Source organism: Streptomyces sp. ID05-26A (assembly GCF_033794685.1).
In the GTDB taxonomy this organism is placed as follows: domain Bacteria; phylum Actinomycetota; class Actinomycetes; order Mycobacteriales; family Pseudonocardiaceae; genus Lentzea.
The window spans coordinates 353421-368246 of sequence record NZ_JARAYZ010000004.1; the positions used below are offsets into that span (position 1 = coordinate 353421).

Annotated in this window: 15 protein-coding genes; 6 read left to right on the top strand and 9 right to left on the bottom strand. The window is 68.2% G+C overall.

The features are described 5' to 3' along the window. Positions 1 to 26: 26 nt before the first annotated feature. The 6 genes from PV646_RS32895 to PV646_RS32920 all read right to left on the bottom strand — a co-directional run bounded on the left by PV646_RS32895 (position 27) and on the right by PV646_RS32920 (position 8373). The gene (locus tag PV646_RS32895; RefSeq protein WP_500346192.1) at positions 27 to 905 is read right to left on the bottom strand and encodes a hypothetical protein; all 879 of its coding nucleotides are present in this window, start codon (positions 903 to 905) and stop codon (positions 27 to 29) included. Between the two features lie 71 nt (positions 906 to 976). Then, positions 977 to 2668 carry an ABC transporter family substrate-binding protein gene (locus PV646_RS32900; protein ID WP_500346193.1) on the bottom strand — a complete coding sequence of 564 codons (1692 nt, stop codon included), beginning with the start codon at positions 2666 to 2668 and terminating at the stop codon, positions 977 to 979. 89 nt (positions 2669 to 2757) lie between these two features. Beyond that, positions 2758 to 4887, bottom strand: a complete 2130-nt coding sequence (locus tag PV646_RS32905; protein WP_500346194.1) for a dipeptide ABC transporter ATP-binding protein — start codon at positions 4885 to 4887, stop codon at positions 2758 to 2760. Further along, positions 4887 to 5864, bottom strand: coding sequence for an ABC transporter permease (locus PV646_RS32910; RefSeq protein WP_500346195.1), 978 nt, complete (start codon positions 5862 to 5864; stop codon positions 4887 to 4889). Before PV646_RS32910 ends, PV646_RS32905 begins: the two co-directional genes overlap by 1 nt. 16 nt (positions 5865 to 5880) lie before the next feature. After that, complete coding sequence (locus PV646_RS32915) at positions 5881 to 6858, bottom strand: ABC transporter permease (RefSeq protein WP_500346196.1); 978 nt, start codon at positions 6856 to 6858, stop codon at positions 5881 to 5883. A 486-nt stretch (positions 6859 to 7344) separates the two neighbouring features. Beyond that, positions 7345 to 8373, bottom strand: a complete 1029-nt coding sequence (locus PV646_RS32920; protein WP_500346197.1) for a hypothetical protein — start codon at positions 8371 to 8373, stop codon at positions 7345 to 7347. Positions 8374 to 8391: 18 nt separating this feature from the next. On the opposite strand from PV646_RS32920, the gene PV646_RS32925 reads away from it, so the two are divergent. Genes PV646_RS32925 through PV646_RS32935 form a run of 3 tightly spaced genes read left to right on the top strand, consistent with a single transcriptional unit; the run spans position 8392 to position 10823 of the window. Then, entirely contained in the window at positions 8392 to 8895 is a 504-nt protein-coding gene (locus PV646_RS32925) for a DUF6886 family protein (RefSeq protein WP_500346198.1), read from the top strand. Between the two features lie 9 nt (positions 8896 to 8904). Continuing rightward, positions 8905 to 9558: a response regulator transcription factor gene (locus tag PV646_RS32930; protein WP_500346199.1), complete on the top strand. Its 654-nt coding sequence runs from the start codon at positions 8905 to 8907 to the stop codon at positions 9556 to 9558. Then, positions 9555 to 10823 carry a sensor histidine kinase gene (locus PV646_RS32935; RefSeq protein ID WP_500346200.1) on the top strand — a complete coding sequence of 423 codons (1269 nt, stop codon included), beginning with the start codon at positions 9555 to 9557 and terminating at the stop codon, positions 10821 to 10823. Before PV646_RS32930 ends, PV646_RS32935 begins: the two co-directional genes overlap by 4 nt. Here the strand turns inward: PV646_RS32935 and PV646_RS32940 are convergent. Next, entirely contained in the window at positions 10780 to 11307 is a 528-nt protein-coding gene (locus tag PV646_RS32940) for an SgcJ/EcaC family oxidoreductase (RefSeq protein WP_500346201.1), read from the bottom strand. The two genes, PV646_RS32935 and PV646_RS32940, sit on opposite strands and share 44 nt — an antisense overlap. A gap of 83 nt (positions 11308 to 11390) precedes the next feature. On the opposite strand from PV646_RS32940, the gene PV646_RS32945 reads away from it, so the two are divergent. Beyond that, positions 11391 to 11765 carry a PH domain-containing protein gene (locus tag PV646_RS32945; protein WP_189156986.1) on the top strand — a complete coding sequence of 125 codons (375 nt, stop codon included), beginning with the start codon at positions 11391 to 11393 and terminating at the stop codon, positions 11763 to 11765. Positions 11766 to 11768: 3 nt separating this feature from the next. Here the strand turns inward: PV646_RS32945 and PV646_RS32950 are convergent, their stop codons facing one another. Both PV646_RS32950 and PV646_RS32955 read right to left on the bottom strand, forming a co-directional pair. Then, positions 11769 to 12206: a DoxX family membrane protein gene (locus PV646_RS32950; protein WP_500346202.1), complete on the bottom strand. Its 438-nt coding sequence runs from the start codon at positions 12204 to 12206 to the stop codon at positions 11769 to 11771. A gap of 104 nt (positions 12207 to 12310) precedes the next feature. Beyond that, positions 12311 to 12970: a winged helix-turn-helix transcriptional regulator gene (locus tag PV646_RS32955; protein WP_500346203.1), complete on the bottom strand. Its 660-nt coding sequence runs from the start codon at positions 12968 to 12970 to the stop codon at positions 12311 to 12313. Positions 12971 to 13109: 139 nt separating this feature from the next. Here PV646_RS32955 and PV646_RS32960 point away from each other — a divergent pair, with 139 nt between their 5' ends. Both PV646_RS32960 and PV646_RS32965 read left to right on the top strand, forming a co-directional pair. After that, positions 13110 to 14210 (top strand): acyl-CoA dehydrogenase family protein, encoded by a 1101-nt coding sequence (locus PV646_RS32960; RefSeq protein WP_500346204.1) that lies wholly within the window; start codon positions 13110 to 13112, stop codon positions 14208 to 14210. A gap of 85 nt (positions 14211 to 14295) precedes the next feature. Then, complete coding sequence (locus PV646_RS32965) at positions 14296 to 14703, top strand: VOC family protein (RefSeq protein ID WP_500346205.1); 408 nt, start codon at positions 14296 to 14298, stop codon at positions 14701 to 14703. The last annotated feature ends 123 nt before the right edge of the window (positions 14704 to 14826 follow it).

Consider the following 14826-nt stretch of genomic DNA (forward strand, 5'->3'; position numbering starts at 1 on the left):
GGAGGTCGCTCACCGGACACAAAGCATTACGACGGGTCGGAACCCCGCAACGCCGCCCACCACAGGCCCAGCACCGCGGCGACCAGGGTGGCGGTGATCCAGCCGACGAACCCGCTGTCGTCCAGGTAGGCCCAGAACAGGCCGACGATCGGCGCGGGCACCATGAACACCGCGTCGACCCGCAGCTGAGCGACCAGGCCCCGTGGCGCGCGCGTGTCCGGATCGGGCTGCACGGGATTGTCGAGGCGGCGGCCGCGCGGGTGCCTCGTCACCGCGCGCCCGGACGGGTAGACGGTCACGCCGTCGATCACGGCGATCCGCCCGCCACGCAGCTGGACGGTCGACGGCGACGGCAGCGTCACGAGCACCGGGTCGTAGTAGACGGGCAGCCAGCGCTCGACCGGGCCCTCGATCTCCAGCCACGACCGCACCATCAGCCCGGACTGCAGCCGGATCCGCCGCACGGACACCTCGGACACGGCGGACCGCGCGGTCCGCACCGCCAGCAGCAGCCGCACCAGACCGGCGAAGAGCACCAGCAGCACCACGGCGGCGGCGAACGTCACGCCGCCCAGCGCGCGGTCGGCCTGCACGAACAGGTCGGCACCGGGGATCACGGCACGCGACGGGTCTGCCGGGTCGAACGCCACCTGCGTCTGCTTCCCGACGACCCGCTCGCCGTTCTCGTACGCGACGCGCGCGGTCCCGGCCGGCCACCGCACCTCGACCGCACCGTCCGAAAAGGACACGACCTCGCCCATGCCGCGCGACGTCAACGACGCCAGCACCGCGCGGTCGTCCGAATAGGACAGCCACGAGAACAACGCGACCACGAAGCACACGACCAGCACGGCCGCCGTGGTGAACAGGCCATAACGCAGCGCACGAACCCGGGAACGCAGCAAAACAGGCTCCAAACAGAAAGAAACGGCCCGGCGGAGAGACCCGCCGGGCCGTCAGAACAGCTAACTGCACATCACTCGGTGAAGCCCATGTGGATGTAGTCGTACGGACGGTTCGCGTACGCGACGGCACCCATGTTGGCGACGTTGCTCTTGATCGCGACCGCACCGGGCAGCTGGTAGAGCGGCAGCTGGTGGCCCAGCTCCCAGATCTTCTTGTCGGCCTCGTTGGCGATCTCGAGACGCTTGGTGTCGTCGAGCTCACCGACAGCCTGCTCGAGCAGCTTGTTGACCTCGTCGGAGCCGACGCGGCCGTAGTTCTGGTTGGTGCTGGCCGGGTCGAGCGCGTAGATGCCCTTGCTGTCCGAGATCGGCGTGGCCGAGGCCAGCCAGCGGAAGCCGGTCATGTCGAAGTTGCCGACGTTCACGAACTGCTTGAAGAAGTCGGTCGACGGCACGGCCTGGATGTCGACCTTGGCGCCGACCTCCTTCAGCTGCGACTGCACGAGCTTCGCGATCTGGTCGGAGGTGGGGTTCGGGGTCGGGATGACGTAGCGGACGACGAGCTCCTTGCCGTCCTTCTTGCGCGTCTCGCCCTCGAGCTTCCAGCCCAGCTCGTCGAGCTGCTTCTTCGCGGCTTCCTTGTCGAACGACGCCACGGACGAGTTGTCCTTGTAGCCGGCCGAGCCCAGCAGGAAGAAGTGGTTACCGGTGACCTGCGCGTCGCCCTTGATCATCTGGCCGAGCAGCGCCTTGGTGATGGTCTTGGTGTCGATGCCGCGCTGCAGCGCGACGCGGAGCTTCGGGTCCTTGAGGATCGACGTGTCCGCACCGTTGAACGTGATGTGCGAGTAGTCCGGCGTGATCGCCTGGCGGATCGTCACACCCTGCATCGACTTGGCACGCGTGAAGTTGTCGATGCTGGAGCCGATGTCGAAGAAGTCGATCTGGCCGTTGGCGAGCGCGTCCGCGAGCGCGGGACGGTCGACCTGACGGAACGTGATCTTCTCGAGCTTGGGCTTCTCGCCCCACCACGCCGGGTCCTGGACCATGGTCGCGAGCTTGGCGGTGCGGTCGATCGTGCCGATCTTGAACGGACCGGCGGTGATCTTCGGGGCGTCGGCCCAGCCCTTGTTGAACTCCTCGGCGACCGAGGACATCGCCTTCGGGTACAGGGGCGAGAACATGCCCTTGTACTCGGCGAACTTCTTCTTGAAGGTGACCTTGACGTCCTGCTCGGACGCGCCCTTCTCGACCTTCTCGATGTCCTCGTAGCCAGTGGTGCCGGCGACCTCGAAAGCCTTGTCGGTCCCGTTCAGGGACTTCCACATGGCCTCGAAGTCCTGCCAGGAGATCGCGGTGCCGTCCGACCACTTGGCCTTCGGGTTGATCTTGAACTCGAGGACCTGCGGCTCGGTGGAGGCGAGCTTCGCGTCCTCGAGGTAGTCCTTGTTGAGCTCGAACGTCGCGTCGGCCTTCTGCTTCCACAGGTTCGGCATCATCGTGTCGATCATGCGGCGGCCGTCGGCGTTGGTGCCGTCGAGCTGGTTGTAGTTCCAGTTGTCCGGCAGCTGGTCGACGGGCCAGCGGAACTCGCCGCCGTCCTTGACCTTGGCCGCGTCCTGCGGGTTGATGTCCGCCTGGCCGATCGTGTTGTCCGCGCCCTTGAGCCCGGAGTCCCCGCTGTTGCTGGGCCCACCACACGCGGTAAGCGTGAGTGCGACCGCAGCAACGGCGACCACTCCCACCTTGGTACGTCGACTCACTGTCGTGAACCTCCCTCGTGCCCGGACACCAGTTGCCGGGGACACTGTTCCTTCGTGCTCGCTGGTCGTGTTCTGAGGCGACGGATGCATCAGAGGACCTGGCGAATCTGGGCGAAGTGGCAGGCGGCCTCGTGGTCCGCGGCCTGCGTCTCGCGTAGTGGCTCCACCTCGATGCACTGGCGCTGCTTCTCGGGCGGCAGCGACGCGTGCAGGAAGCAGCGGGTCCGGAAGCGGCAGCCGGACGGCGGGTTCGCCGGGCTCGGCAGGTCGCCGGTGAGGATGATCCTCTCCCGCTGACGCTCCTTGACGGGGTCGGGAATCGGGATCGCCGACAGCAGTGCCTGCGTGTACGGGTGGCGCGGCTCGTCGAACACCGAGTCCACCCCGCCGATCTCGATGATCTTGCCGAGGTACATGACGGCCACCCGGTCCGCGATGTGGCGCACCACCGACAGGTCGTGTGCCACGAACAGGTAGGCCAGGCCCAGCTTGGACTTGAGCTCCTCCAGCAGGTTGATGACACCCGCCTGGATGGAGACGTCCAGCGCCGACACCGGCTCGTCGAGCACGACGAGCTTCGGTTCGAGCGCGAGCGCCCGCGCGATGCCGATGCGCTGACGCTGACCGCCGGAGAACTCACCGGGGTAGCGCGACAGCTGGTCGGGACGCAGGCCGACGAGGCGCATCAGCTCCGGCACGCGCCGGTTGATCTCGTCCTTGGCGAAGCCGTGGACCTGCATCGGCTCGGCGATGCAGTCGTGGATCGTGAGGCGCGGGTCGAGCGACGCCATCGGGTCCTGGAAGACCACCGACATGTCGCGGCGGATCGCGAAGCGACGCTTGGCGTCCACTTCGGACGACTTCGTGCCGAGCACGGAGATCTCGCCGCCCATGGGCTTCTGGAGGTTGAGGATCTCCATCAGCGTCGTGGTCTTGCCGCAGCCCGACTCGCCGACGAGACCCAGGGTCTCGCCCTCGCGGACGTCGAACGAGATGCCCGCCACCGCGTGCACGGTGCCGACGCGGCGCTTGAACACCACGCCCTTGTTGACCGGGTACTCCTTGACGAGGTTGTCGAGGCCCAGCACGATGTCGCGCTGTTCGCGCGGGATCTTCGCGACCTCGGGCTCGTCGGCCACCTCGGCACCGAAGATCTCCACGGCGGCCTCGGCGCCCTCGGCGTCGGCCGCGGCGATCTCGTTGGTGCGGATGCACGCGGCGGCGTGTTCGATCGAACCGTCGACGTCCACCAGCGGCGGTTCGGCGGTGTGGCAGGCGTCGACGACCATCGGGCAGCGCGGCGCGAACGGGCACCCCGGGGGGAGGTCCGTGAGCGACGGCGGCTGGCCCTTGATCGGCACCAGCGCCTGCTTCTCGCTGAAGTCGAGGCGCGGGATCGAGCCGAGCAGGCCGAGCGTGTACGGCATGCGCGGCTGCTGGTAGATCTCGTCGACATTGCCCTTTTCGACAGCACGGCCCGCGTACATGACCATCAGCCGGTCCGCGAACCCGGCGACGACGCCGAGGTCGTGGGTGATGATCACGATGCCCGCGCCGGTGACCTCCTGCGCGGTCTCGAGCAGTTGCAGCACCTGTGCCTGCACCGTCACGTCGAGCGCGGTGGTCGGCTCGTCGGCGATGATCAGGTCGGGGTCGTTGGCGATCGCCATCGCGATCACCGCGCGCTGCCGCATGCCGCCGGAGAACTCGTGCGGGAACGCCTTGACGCGCTCCGCGGCGTTCGGGATGCCGACGAGGTCGAGCAGCTCGACGGCCCGCTTGGCGGCGCCCGACTTCGACACCGAGCCCTTCTTGTGCACCAGGATCGCCTCGGCGATCTGGTCGCCGACGGTGTAGACCGGCGTCAGCGCGGACAGCGGGTCCTGGAACACCATCGAGACGCGGCGGCCGCGGATCTTCGACAGCTCGGTGTCGCTGCGGCCGATGAGCTCACGGCCCTGGAACTTGATGGAACCGCTGATGCGCGCCGAGGACGGCAGCAGGCCCATGACCGCGAGCGACGACACGGACTTGCCCGAGCCGGACTCGCCGACGATGCCGAGGACCTCGCCGGGCGAGACCTGGTAGCTCAGCCCGCGCACGGCGTGCACGCGGCCGGACTCGCTGGGGAAGGACACTTGAAGGTCCTCGACCTGCAGCACCGGGCCGTCGGCGACCGGGTCCGCCGGTGCGTCGAACTGGATCTCCGAGGTGGTCATCAGGCGGCCTTCTCCTTGGTGTCCTTCTTCTCCTTGCGGCGCACGCGCGTGGAGGTGGGGTCGAGCGCGTCACGCAGTCCGTCGCCGACCCAGTTCACCGCCAGCACGAACACGACGAGGAAGCCCGCCGGGAACAGGAACAGCCACGGGAAGGTCGTCGCGGACTCCGCGTTGAGACCGATCAGGGTGCCGAGCGAGACGTCGGGCGACTGCACGCCGAACCCGAAGAAGCTCAGGCCCGTCTCGGCGAGCACGGCGGAACCGACGTTGATCGTCGCGTCGATGATGAGCAGCGACGCCATGTTCGGCACGATGTGCTTGGCGATGATCTTGCGTGCCGGCTGGCCCATGAACTTGGCCGCCTTCACGAACTCGCGTTCCTTCAGCGTCAGCGTCATGCCGCGCACGATGCGGGCGGTGATCATCCATTGGAACGCCGCGAGCATCACCACCAGCAGGAACCACGACTTGCCGCGGAACCACGGGCTCAGGATCGCGATGATCAGGAACGACGGCAGCACCAGCAGCAGGTCGACGACCCACATGAGCGTCTTGTCGGCGACACCGAGGAAGTAGCCGGCGGCCGCGCCGACGACCGCGGCGATGCTGGTCGAGATCAGTGCCACGAGCAGGCCGATGATCAGCGACTTCTGCAGTCCGCGCATGGTGAGCGCGAACATGTCGGTACCGATCTTGTCGGTGCCGAAGATGTGCTCGGAGTAGGGCGGCTCGAGGAACGCCGAGTAGTCCTGGGTGTCGTAGGTCCACTTCGACAGAAGCGGGCCCACGAACGCCATCAGGTACATCCCGATGATGACCACCAGGCCGACCAGCGCGAGCTTGTTCCGCATGAAGCGGATGAACACGAGCCTGCCTCGCGTCATCGCCTTCTCCGGGTCCGGAGCGGCGTCGACTGGGCTGCCCGAGGCGGCACCGGTGGTTCCGGCGGCGTCGCCCTCGTTGAGGATCACGGTCACGTCGTCGTCACCTTGCCTAGTTCACGCGGATTCGGGGGTCGAGCGCGGCGTACAGCACGTCGGCGAGCCAGCCGGAGAACAGCACGCACACCGCGACGAACAGCGTCACCGTGGCCGTGATGTTGGCGTCCTGCGACCCGATGCCGACGACCAGCCAGTCGCCCATGCCGTACCAGGTGAAGATCTTCTCCGTGAACGTGCCGCCGACGACGAGCAGGCCGAACCCGAACGCGAACAGCGTCGCCATCGGGATCAGGGCGGTGCGCAGGCCGTGCTTGAACAGCGCCTTGCGGCGGGTGAGGCCCTTGGCCTGCGCGGTGCGCAGGAAGTCGCTGCCGAGCACGTCGAGCATCGACGAGCGCTGGTAGCGGCTGTAGAAGGCGATCTGGCCGAGCGCGATCGCGAGCGTCGGCAGGATCAGGTGCTGGATCCGGTCGCCGAGCTGTTCGAACCAGTTGCCCTGGAAGCCCGGTGTCGTCTCGCCGACGAAGATCAGCACGTTGCTGCCGATCGCGTCGTTGAGGCCCTGGGCGCCCATCTTCAGCAACGGTCCGAGCACCAGGACCGGCATGGACAGCAATATGAAGCTGAACAGGGTCGCGAAGTAGTCGCTGAACTTGTACTGCCTGATCGCGCTCACCACACCGAGCAGCACTCCGAACAGGATGCCGAAGGTGATGCCGAGCAGGAACAGCCTCAGACTCACGCCGACGCGCCGGCCGAGTTCGTCGGTGATCGGGCGGTCGGCGACGGTACGACCGAAGTCGCCCTGCACCACACCGCCCATCCACGTCACGAACCGCTGCGGGATCGGCTGGTCGAGGTGGAGGGCTTGTTTCTTCGCCTCGATCGATGCCGCCGGAGGCGGTGGGTTGCGTTGTTGCAACACCCCGATCGGGTCAAAGGTGGCGGAGGCCAACGTGAACGCGAGGAACGTCGCCACGAGGGCGAGCACCACGTAGTTGACCAACCGCCGCAACAGAAATCCGGCCACCCGTGTTCAGTCCTCTCCCCGGTGGTTGCGACGTCGGCTCACTGGATTGCAGTGGACGAGTTGCAAGAGATTAACCGCCGTTCTGGCGGACCGCTGCCCACCCCCACCAATGCGTGGAGGCCCACTGACCGGGCCATAGTCACCCATGCGTGAAGGATTGGCCGGTGGAACAGCCACATCAACAGTTGACTCTCGTCAATTGTGTGTCCAAGCGTGACCATTGTGCGTCCGGATCGCCGTATTCAGCGTGAAGTTCTGTCTCGCCACGGATGGATGTGACGCATCTGGGTGAATGCATTGACCAGAAGACGTGGGACAAGCAGCGCAATGTGATCAGAAACCGGGCATCACGCTGTGAAGCGCTTCAGGCGTGCACGGTAACTGCATCGACGCGGAGCAGGGAGAACGTCCGAGCAGCTCACCGACGACTAGCCCGAACGGCGTGAACCACGTCACAGCAGGCGCGGCCAGATGGATTAGGGCAGCCTAAGAAAGGCGCCACAAACGGCCGCCGGCGATCACGAAAACCTGATCCCCGGCCTTCTCCACCGCCACGACCTTCCCGGACGGGCCGTCCGCGGGCCTTTCGTCCTTTTCGGACACCAGTTTCACGCCGCCGTGATCCACGAGCAACGTCGGTGTGCCGAGGACGTCGACCGGCGCGGCCAGGGTGTCGTCGTCGCCCACGGGGATCTCCGGGGTCGTGACCTTCTTCCACTCCGCGCCCGCGCTCGACCACCAGGCGAGCTTGCCCTGAGCGCGGCCCACGACGTGGCAGGTGCCGTCCCAGCAGCGGGCGGCCAGCGCGGCGTCGCCGTCCGGGAGGGTGGCGGTGGTCCAGGCGGTGCCGTCGAACCGCCAGACCGCGGCGCTCACCACGCCCTTCGCGATCTGCCAGCCGGCCACCAGGGCGCCGTCGCCGTCCGGTGTCACGGCGAGCGGGAAGCGCAGGAGTTCCTGCGAGCTCTCGAGGACGGTGCCCGCGGAGGGCTGCCGGGTCCACGTGTCGGCGGCGTAGGTCCAGGCGGCGATGTCGAGACCGGCCTTGGCGCTCTGCCACGTGCCGATGATCAACGGGCCCTTCGAGGTGCGCACCGGCCCGATCAACTCGCCCGCGCCGTACCCGCCGAACGTGCTGAAGGCCTGCGGTTTCTCGTTGATGGCACGGGTGTCGCCGGTCCAGGCGCTCCAGCGGACGTTGCCGTGCGCGCCACCGCGTTCGCCGCCGACGCCGGTGATCGTGGTGCCGTCGGAGGTGATGCCGTACCAGTGCGCTTCTTTGCCGTACGGGGTCGCCGGGGTGAGCCGGGAGTTGGCGATTTTGCCGTCTTTGGTGCGGGTGACGAGTTCGGGGTGATCGGACGGGCGGGTACCGATGACCAGCGTCTCGCCGTGCGTGGCCAACGCTTCCGGCGTGGCCGTGAGGTCTACGGCGGTGAAGCCGGCCGAGTTGTCGTCGCCGCCCGGGGAACAGGCGGTGAGGAGCAGCAAAACCGCGAGCGTCAGCCTCCGCATGCGGGCCAGTATGACCACATGCGGCCCGAACACGATCAGGTGTTGCACTTCTCGGAGGACCCTTCGATCACCCGGTTCGTCCCGCACGTGGCGGCGACCGCGCGGCAGGCCGGCGAGTACGTGTGGGCGGTGGACGCGCACCGCTCCCCCGACTACTGGTTCCCCCGTCAGTGCCCGCGCGTGCTCACCATCGCCGGGACGGCCAGGGTGCACGCGGTCGAGTACGGGTGGCTGGAGCGGATGCGGACCGTGGAGCTGTACGCGTACCGCTTCGACGCGACACCGTTCCGGCCGTTCGGCGAGAAGGGCGAAGGGGGCGGGCACGCGATGGTGGCGACCGAACCCGTGGTGCCGCTCGGGCCCGCGGAACGGGTCGGCGACCTGTTCGCGTTGCACGAGGAGGCGGGCATCGAACTGCGCGTGCTCGCCAACCTGTGGCCGTTCGTGGACGAGGTCGTGGCCGGTCCTCTCGAGTACAGCGGCATCCGGCTGCGGAACGCCCTCCCGCGTTCAGTGCGATGATCTGCGCCCATGCGGGTGCTGCTGGTGGAGGACGACGAGCCGATCGCGGAATCGCTCACGCGTGGGCTGTCCCGCTACGGGTTCGAGGTCCGGTGGGTGCGCACGGGTGCGGAAGCGCTGGTGGCGGGGGACTTCGCCCTGGTCCTCGTCGACCTCGGGCTGCCCGACATGGACGGTCTCGACGTCTGCCGTGAGCTGCGGGCGCGCGGGGACGTGCCGATCATCGTGATCAGCGCGCGGTCCGACGAGGTCGACCGGGTGGTGGGGCTGGAGATCGGCGCGGACGACTACGTCACGAAGCCGTTCGGGGTGCGTGAGGTCGTCGCACGGATGCGAGCGGTCCTCAGGCGCGTGCAGCCTGCTCAGAAAGAACCGGAAGTAGCTCATGGACGGGTGCGCATCGACCGGCGCGGACGGCGGGTGCACCTCGACGGTGGTGAGGTCGAGCTGACGCCGAAGGAGTTCGACCTGCTGGCGTTCCTGGCCGAGGATCCGGGTGCGGTGTTCACCCGCGAGCAGATCATGGAGGCGGTGTGGGACGAGCACTGGTTCGGCCCGACCAAAACCCTCGACGTGCACGTCGGGGTGTTGCGCCGCAAGCTCGGTGACGCCGCCTCGCTGGAGACCGTGCGGGGCGTGGGCTTCCGGCTGGTGCTCTCGTGATCCGGCAGCTCGTCTGGAGCTACGTGCTGCTGGTCGCGGTGGCGATCGCCGCCTTCACGGTGCCGGTGGCGTTCACGCTGAACGAGCAGATCTACGGCGACGCGGAGAACACCGCGCGCCGCGAGGCCGAGACCGCCGCACTGTTGCTCGCCTCCGGCGACAGGCGGTCGTTGAGCGCACTCATCGATGCCTACGAACGGCAGACGCTCGGCCAGATCGACGTCCTCGAACCCCAGGGCGAGGCGATGGACTGGGACGGCGAGGGCCTCAAGCTCACGGTGCCCGCGAAGACACCCGACGGCACGGTCGTCGGCGCCGTCCGGCTGTCCTATCCGGACGGTCCCATCACGCAGAGGCTCTGGCAGATCTGGGGTTTCCGCGCCGCGCTCGCCGTGGGTGTGCTGATCGTGGCGGCGTTCCTGGGACTGTGGCTCGCCCGCCGGGTCACCCGGCCGTTGCGCGACCTGAACTCGATGGCGGGCAGGCTGCGCGACGGCGACCTGACCGCGCGGGCCGAGGAGACCGGGCCGCCCGAGACCCGCACGCTCGCCCGCACCCTGAACACCGCCACCGAGACGATCGGCACGCTGGTCGGCTCGCAGCGCGCGTTCATCGGCGACGCCTCGCACCAGCTCCGCACACCGCTGACGGCGCTGCGGCTCAGCCTCGACAACGTGGCCGACGGCGTGGACGACCCGACGGTCCGCGAGGACGTCGAGATGGCGACGGCCGAGGTCGTGCGGATGTCCAGGCTGGTCAACGGTTTGCTGGCGCTGGCCCGCGCCGAGGCCGACCTCGCCCACCCCGAACCGGTGCAGGTGCTCGACGTCGTCGTGGAGCGGTTCACCGCCTGGCGGGCCGCCGCGGACGAACGCTCGATCTCCCTGGTCAGCGAGGGCTTCGACATCCGCGTCCTCGCGACGCCGGGGCACCTCGAGCAGGTGCTGGACAACGTGCTGTCCAACGCGCTGGAGGTGTCCCCGGACGGCGCCACGATCCTCGTCCGCACGACGCGGCCGGGCTCGGTGGAGGTCATCGACGCCGGCCCCGGCCTGCCGGAGGCCGACCGGGCGCGGGCGTTCGACAGGTTCTGGCGCGGCCAGGGCCTCACCGGCCGGGGCGGCTCGGGCCTCGGCCTCGCGATCGTGAAGCAGCTCGTCACCGACGACGGCGGCGCGGTGTCGCTGGAGGAGGCGTCGAGCGGCGGGCTGTGCGTGCGGATCAGACTTGCTCCGGCATCGCCGACGAGTGGTGGTTCACGATGAGCCACTTCCCGTCGATCTTCTCGTAGACGAACGTGTAGCGGGCGTCGACGGTCGTCGGCTTGCCGTCCTTGGTGAGCGCGAACCGGTAGGTGCCCGCGTCGATCGCGTCGTCGGCGTTCAGCACGGCGACGTGCGAGTCGAGGATCGTCCCGCTCGGCTTGCTCTGCAGGAAGTGCTCGAAGTAGTCGACGATCTCGGCCCGCGTGGACCGCACCTGGTTCGACACCGTGGGCAGCAGAACCGCGTTCGGAGCGTAGCGATCGGCCACCTTCTGGGCGTCCCCCGTCGCGAGGGAGGCGTTCCAGTCGGCGAACAGCTCCTTGATCTGCTCGGTCGACGGCCTCGCCTCGGATCCGGTGGACGTCTGCGCTGGGGCGCTGGAACATCCGACGAGCAGGGCGGTCGCTCCGACCAGTCCGGCGGCTCCGATGAGGTGCTTGTGCATCGTGTCGTTCTCCCCGATCGAGTGGCTGTTGAGATCCACTTTGGGGTGACGACGGGAAAGGCTCGGACAGGAGCCGGCCAGCACCGGGACAAGGTTTCGGAAAGCCTGGTAAACGTGGACGTATGGGACTTCTCAGCGGAATGATGGGGAACGCGTCGAAGCTCGACCCGCGGGACGCCGCGAAGGAGTTCGGACGGCTGCTGGCGCACGGTGAGCAGATCCACGCGGCGTACCAGCTGGTGCGCGACTCGTTCCTGTTCACCGACCGGAGGCTGATCCTGGTCGACAAGCAGGGCATGACGGGCAAGAAGGTCGAGTACCACTCCGTGCCGTACAAGGCGATCACGCAGTTCTCGGTCGAGACGGCCGGGCACTTCGACCTCGACGCCGAACTGAAGATCTGGGTCTCCGGCGCGGACGCCCCGATCTCCAAGCAGTTCGGCAAGGGCGTCGACGTCTACGAGGTGCAGGGGATGCTGGCCGCGTTCGTGCGGTAGTGCCTAGCGGGCCCGCAGCATCGGGCGGAACTCGTCGCGGTGGGCCCACGCCAGGCCGAGCACGGCGATGGTCACGAACAGGCCCACGGCGATGCCCTCGGTCTCCAGGAACACGTGGTACAGCACGATGTTCACGATCATCGGGGCGAGCAGCGCCAGTGCCAGCGGGACGAACCGGCCGGTGAGCAGCAGGACGCCGGCGAGGACCTGCACGACGGACGCCAGGTGCAGCATGTAGCCGGTGGCGGCGAGGGCGGCGGTGAACGCGACCGCTTCGGGCGCCATCGTGCCGGGGTCCGGTGCGGGCATGAAGTTCAGCCACCCGTTGAGGCCCGTCGTGGTGAAGAGCAGGCCGGTCAGCACGCGCGTCACGAGCGTGGCGTGGCGGGCGGCGGCCGACTTGCGGACGGTGGCGGCGGGGGCGGTGGCGAGCGCGGTCATGGTTCCTCCTGGGCTGTCGTGTCCTTCCACTGATGCGTCGAACGGGCACCAGTCCGGATCGACACGACAACCCAGAAATTTCTCGAAGATCTCGAACGCGCTGGTCAGACGCGCGCGGCACGCACGATCTCGGCGACCGGGCTGAGCTTGAACCAGTCCGGCAGGCCGCGCACCACCCAGCGCGGGCCGGTCAGCTCGATCGTGCCCGCGCGCACCGCGTCGAGCAGTTCGAACTCCCCCTCCCACATCCGGTAGAGAGTGGCGATGTCGGACGCCAGCACGGCGTCGACCTCGAGGCCGGGGTCGGTGTAGCAGACCGAGGCGTCGCCGGGTTCGAGGACGAGCCAGAACGTGCGGTGGCGGTCGTTGATGCGGACCTCGATGTTCGCGCGCTTGCTCAGCGAGCCGGTGTCGATGCGGCCGTGCATCCACCACATCAGCACCTCGGGGTCGAGCTCGTCGGCACGCGGGTCGCCGAACGCGTAGCGGGCGCCCCAGTCGGCGAGGCCGAACACCAGGGGGCGCAACGCCTGCCCGGACGGCGTCAGCGTGTAGCCGTCACCGGTGCGCTGCACCAGACCGGCGGTCGCCAGCTGCCGCAGCCGCCGCGACAGCAGCGCGCGGGAGAGCCCCGGCAGGCCGCGTGAGAGCTCGTTGAAGCGCGAGGCACCGACGAGCATGTCCCGCACGATCAGCAACGTCCACCGGTCGCCCAGCACCTCGACGGCGCGGACGATCGGGCAGTACTGCGCATAGGTCCTCACAGGGGAAGTTTCCGCCGCCGAGGACGTTTCGTTACCGCCGTCCGGTTCACTTTCAGAACTACCCGCGGGGCTTGCGCGTTCCTACGTTCATCCTATGACAACTCTTGACGCACCACGGGTGACCAGCACGTTCCCCACCGTGACCAGAGACGACGACGCGAAGTTCGCCGACATGGCCGCGCGCATCGGCGCGATCGCGGCGGCCCACGCGGCCGAGCACGATCGGGACGCCACGTTCGTGAGCGAGGCCTACGAGGCCATGCGCGAGGAGGGCTACCTGGCGTTGGCCGTACCCGAGGAACTGGGCGGGCTCGGCGCCACGATGCGCCAGGTCTGTTACGCGCAGGCCGAGCTCGCACGGCACGACGGCGCCACCGCGCTGGCCGTCACCATGCACCTGTACCTGACGCTGATGCAGTGCTACCGGCGCCGCAAGGGCGCACCGGACGCGGAGGGCGTGCTGCGGCGCGTGGCCGCGGAAGGCCTGGTCATCGCCACCAGCGGTGGATCGGACTGGCTGTGGCCGACGACGACGGCGACGCCCGTCGAGGGCGGCTTCCTGGTGAACGGGCGCAAGGCGTTCTGCAGCCAGTCACCGCGCGCGAACGTCGTCGCCACGTGCGCCGTCCTCGGTGAGGAGGTGCTGCACTTCAGCGCTCCGTTGAACGCCGACGGCGTGCGCATCGAGGAAACCTGGGACACGCTCGGCATGCGCGGCACGGCCAGCCACGACGTCGTGCTGGAGGACGTGTTCGTCCCGGCCGAGAAGATCGCGGCCCGCCGGCCCTACGGCGAGTTCGGCGCTCCCCTGTTCGCCGCCGTCGTCCACTTCGCACCGGTGGTCGGGGCGACGTACTTCGGCATCGCGTCGGGCGCGCGGGACGTGGCCGTGCGATCGACGTCGAAGAACGCCGTGCGCCAGATCGGGCTGATGGACTACAAGCTGCGCACCGCGTGGTGGTCGCTGATGGGCTCGATCGAGGAACTCGGCGACGACTACACCGCGGGTGCCGAGACCGTCACCACCGTGATGCTGGCCAAGCGCCAGGCCGTCGTCGAGGCGATCGAGGTCGTCAGCATCGCGATGGAGGTCCTGGGTGGACGGTCGTTCTTCAAGCGCTCACCGCTCGAACGCGCCTACCGCGACGTGCGCGCCGGGACGTTCCACCCGCTCACGCCGGAAGCCACACTCGTGTACGCGGGCAAGGTCGCACAGGGTGATCCGGGAGTCACTGAATAGAATTCTTCTTGGATGAAGTTCAAGTTGTAGGCATGCCAAGGGTTTGCGAGTATGCGGGTCCGTCTCTGAAGAAGGAGCGATTCCGGTGGCCACTCGCCTCAACCCGTACATCAGCTTCGACGGTCAGGCCCGCCAGGCGATGGAGTTCTACCAGTCGGTCTTCGGCGGCGAGCTGAAGATGAACACCTTCGGCGAGTTCGGCATGCAGGACACGCCGCAGGCCGACCAGATCATGCACGCACAGCTCGAGACCTCGCTCGGCTACACGATCATGGCGGCCGACACGCCGCCCGGCATGGAGTACCGGTCCGGCTCCAGCATCACGGTGTCGCTGTCCGGCGACGAAGAGGTGCTGCGCGACTACTTCAACGCGCTCGCGGAGGGCGGCAAGGTCGGTACGCCGCTGGAGAAGCAGATGTGGGGTGACGAGTACGGCGACCTCGTCGACAGGTTCGGCGTCAGCTGGATGGTCAACATGGGCGGCCTGGGCTGATCCTCGGGCTGCGTTGATCCCCGCTGCGTTGATCCCCGCTGCGTTGATCCCCGCTGCGTTGATCCCCGCTGCGTTGATCCCCGCTGCGTTGATCCCCGCTGCGTTGATCCCCGCTGCGTTGAA

What these genes read in the sequence shown, in the direction of transcription:
- PV646_RS32905 (WP_500346194.1), bottom strand. Translation starts at nt 4,887, where the DNA reads ATGACCACCTCGGAGATCCAGTTCGACGCACCGGCGGACCCGGTCGCC.
- PV646_RS32920 (WP_500346197.1), bottom strand. Translation starts at nt 8,373, where the DNA reads ATGCGGAGGCTGACGCTCGCGGTTTTGCTGCTCCTCACCGCCTGTTCC.
- PV646_RS32925 (WP_500346198.1), top strand. Translation starts at nt 8,392, where the DNA reads ATGCGGCCCGAACACGATCAGGTGTTGCACTTCTCGGAGGACCCTTCG.
- PV646_RS32930 (WP_500346199.1), top strand. Translation starts at nt 8,905, where the DNA reads ATGCGGGTGCTGCTGGTGGAGGACGACGAGCCGATCGCGGAATCGCTC.
- PV646_RS32945 (WP_189156986.1), top strand. Translation starts at nt 11,391, where the DNA reads ATGGGACTTCTCAGCGGAATGATGGGGAACGCGTCGAAGCTCGACCCG.
- PV646_RS32950 (WP_500346202.1), bottom strand. Translation starts at nt 12,206, where the DNA reads ATGACCGCGCTCGCCACCGCCCCCGCCGCCACCGTCCGCAAGTCGGCC.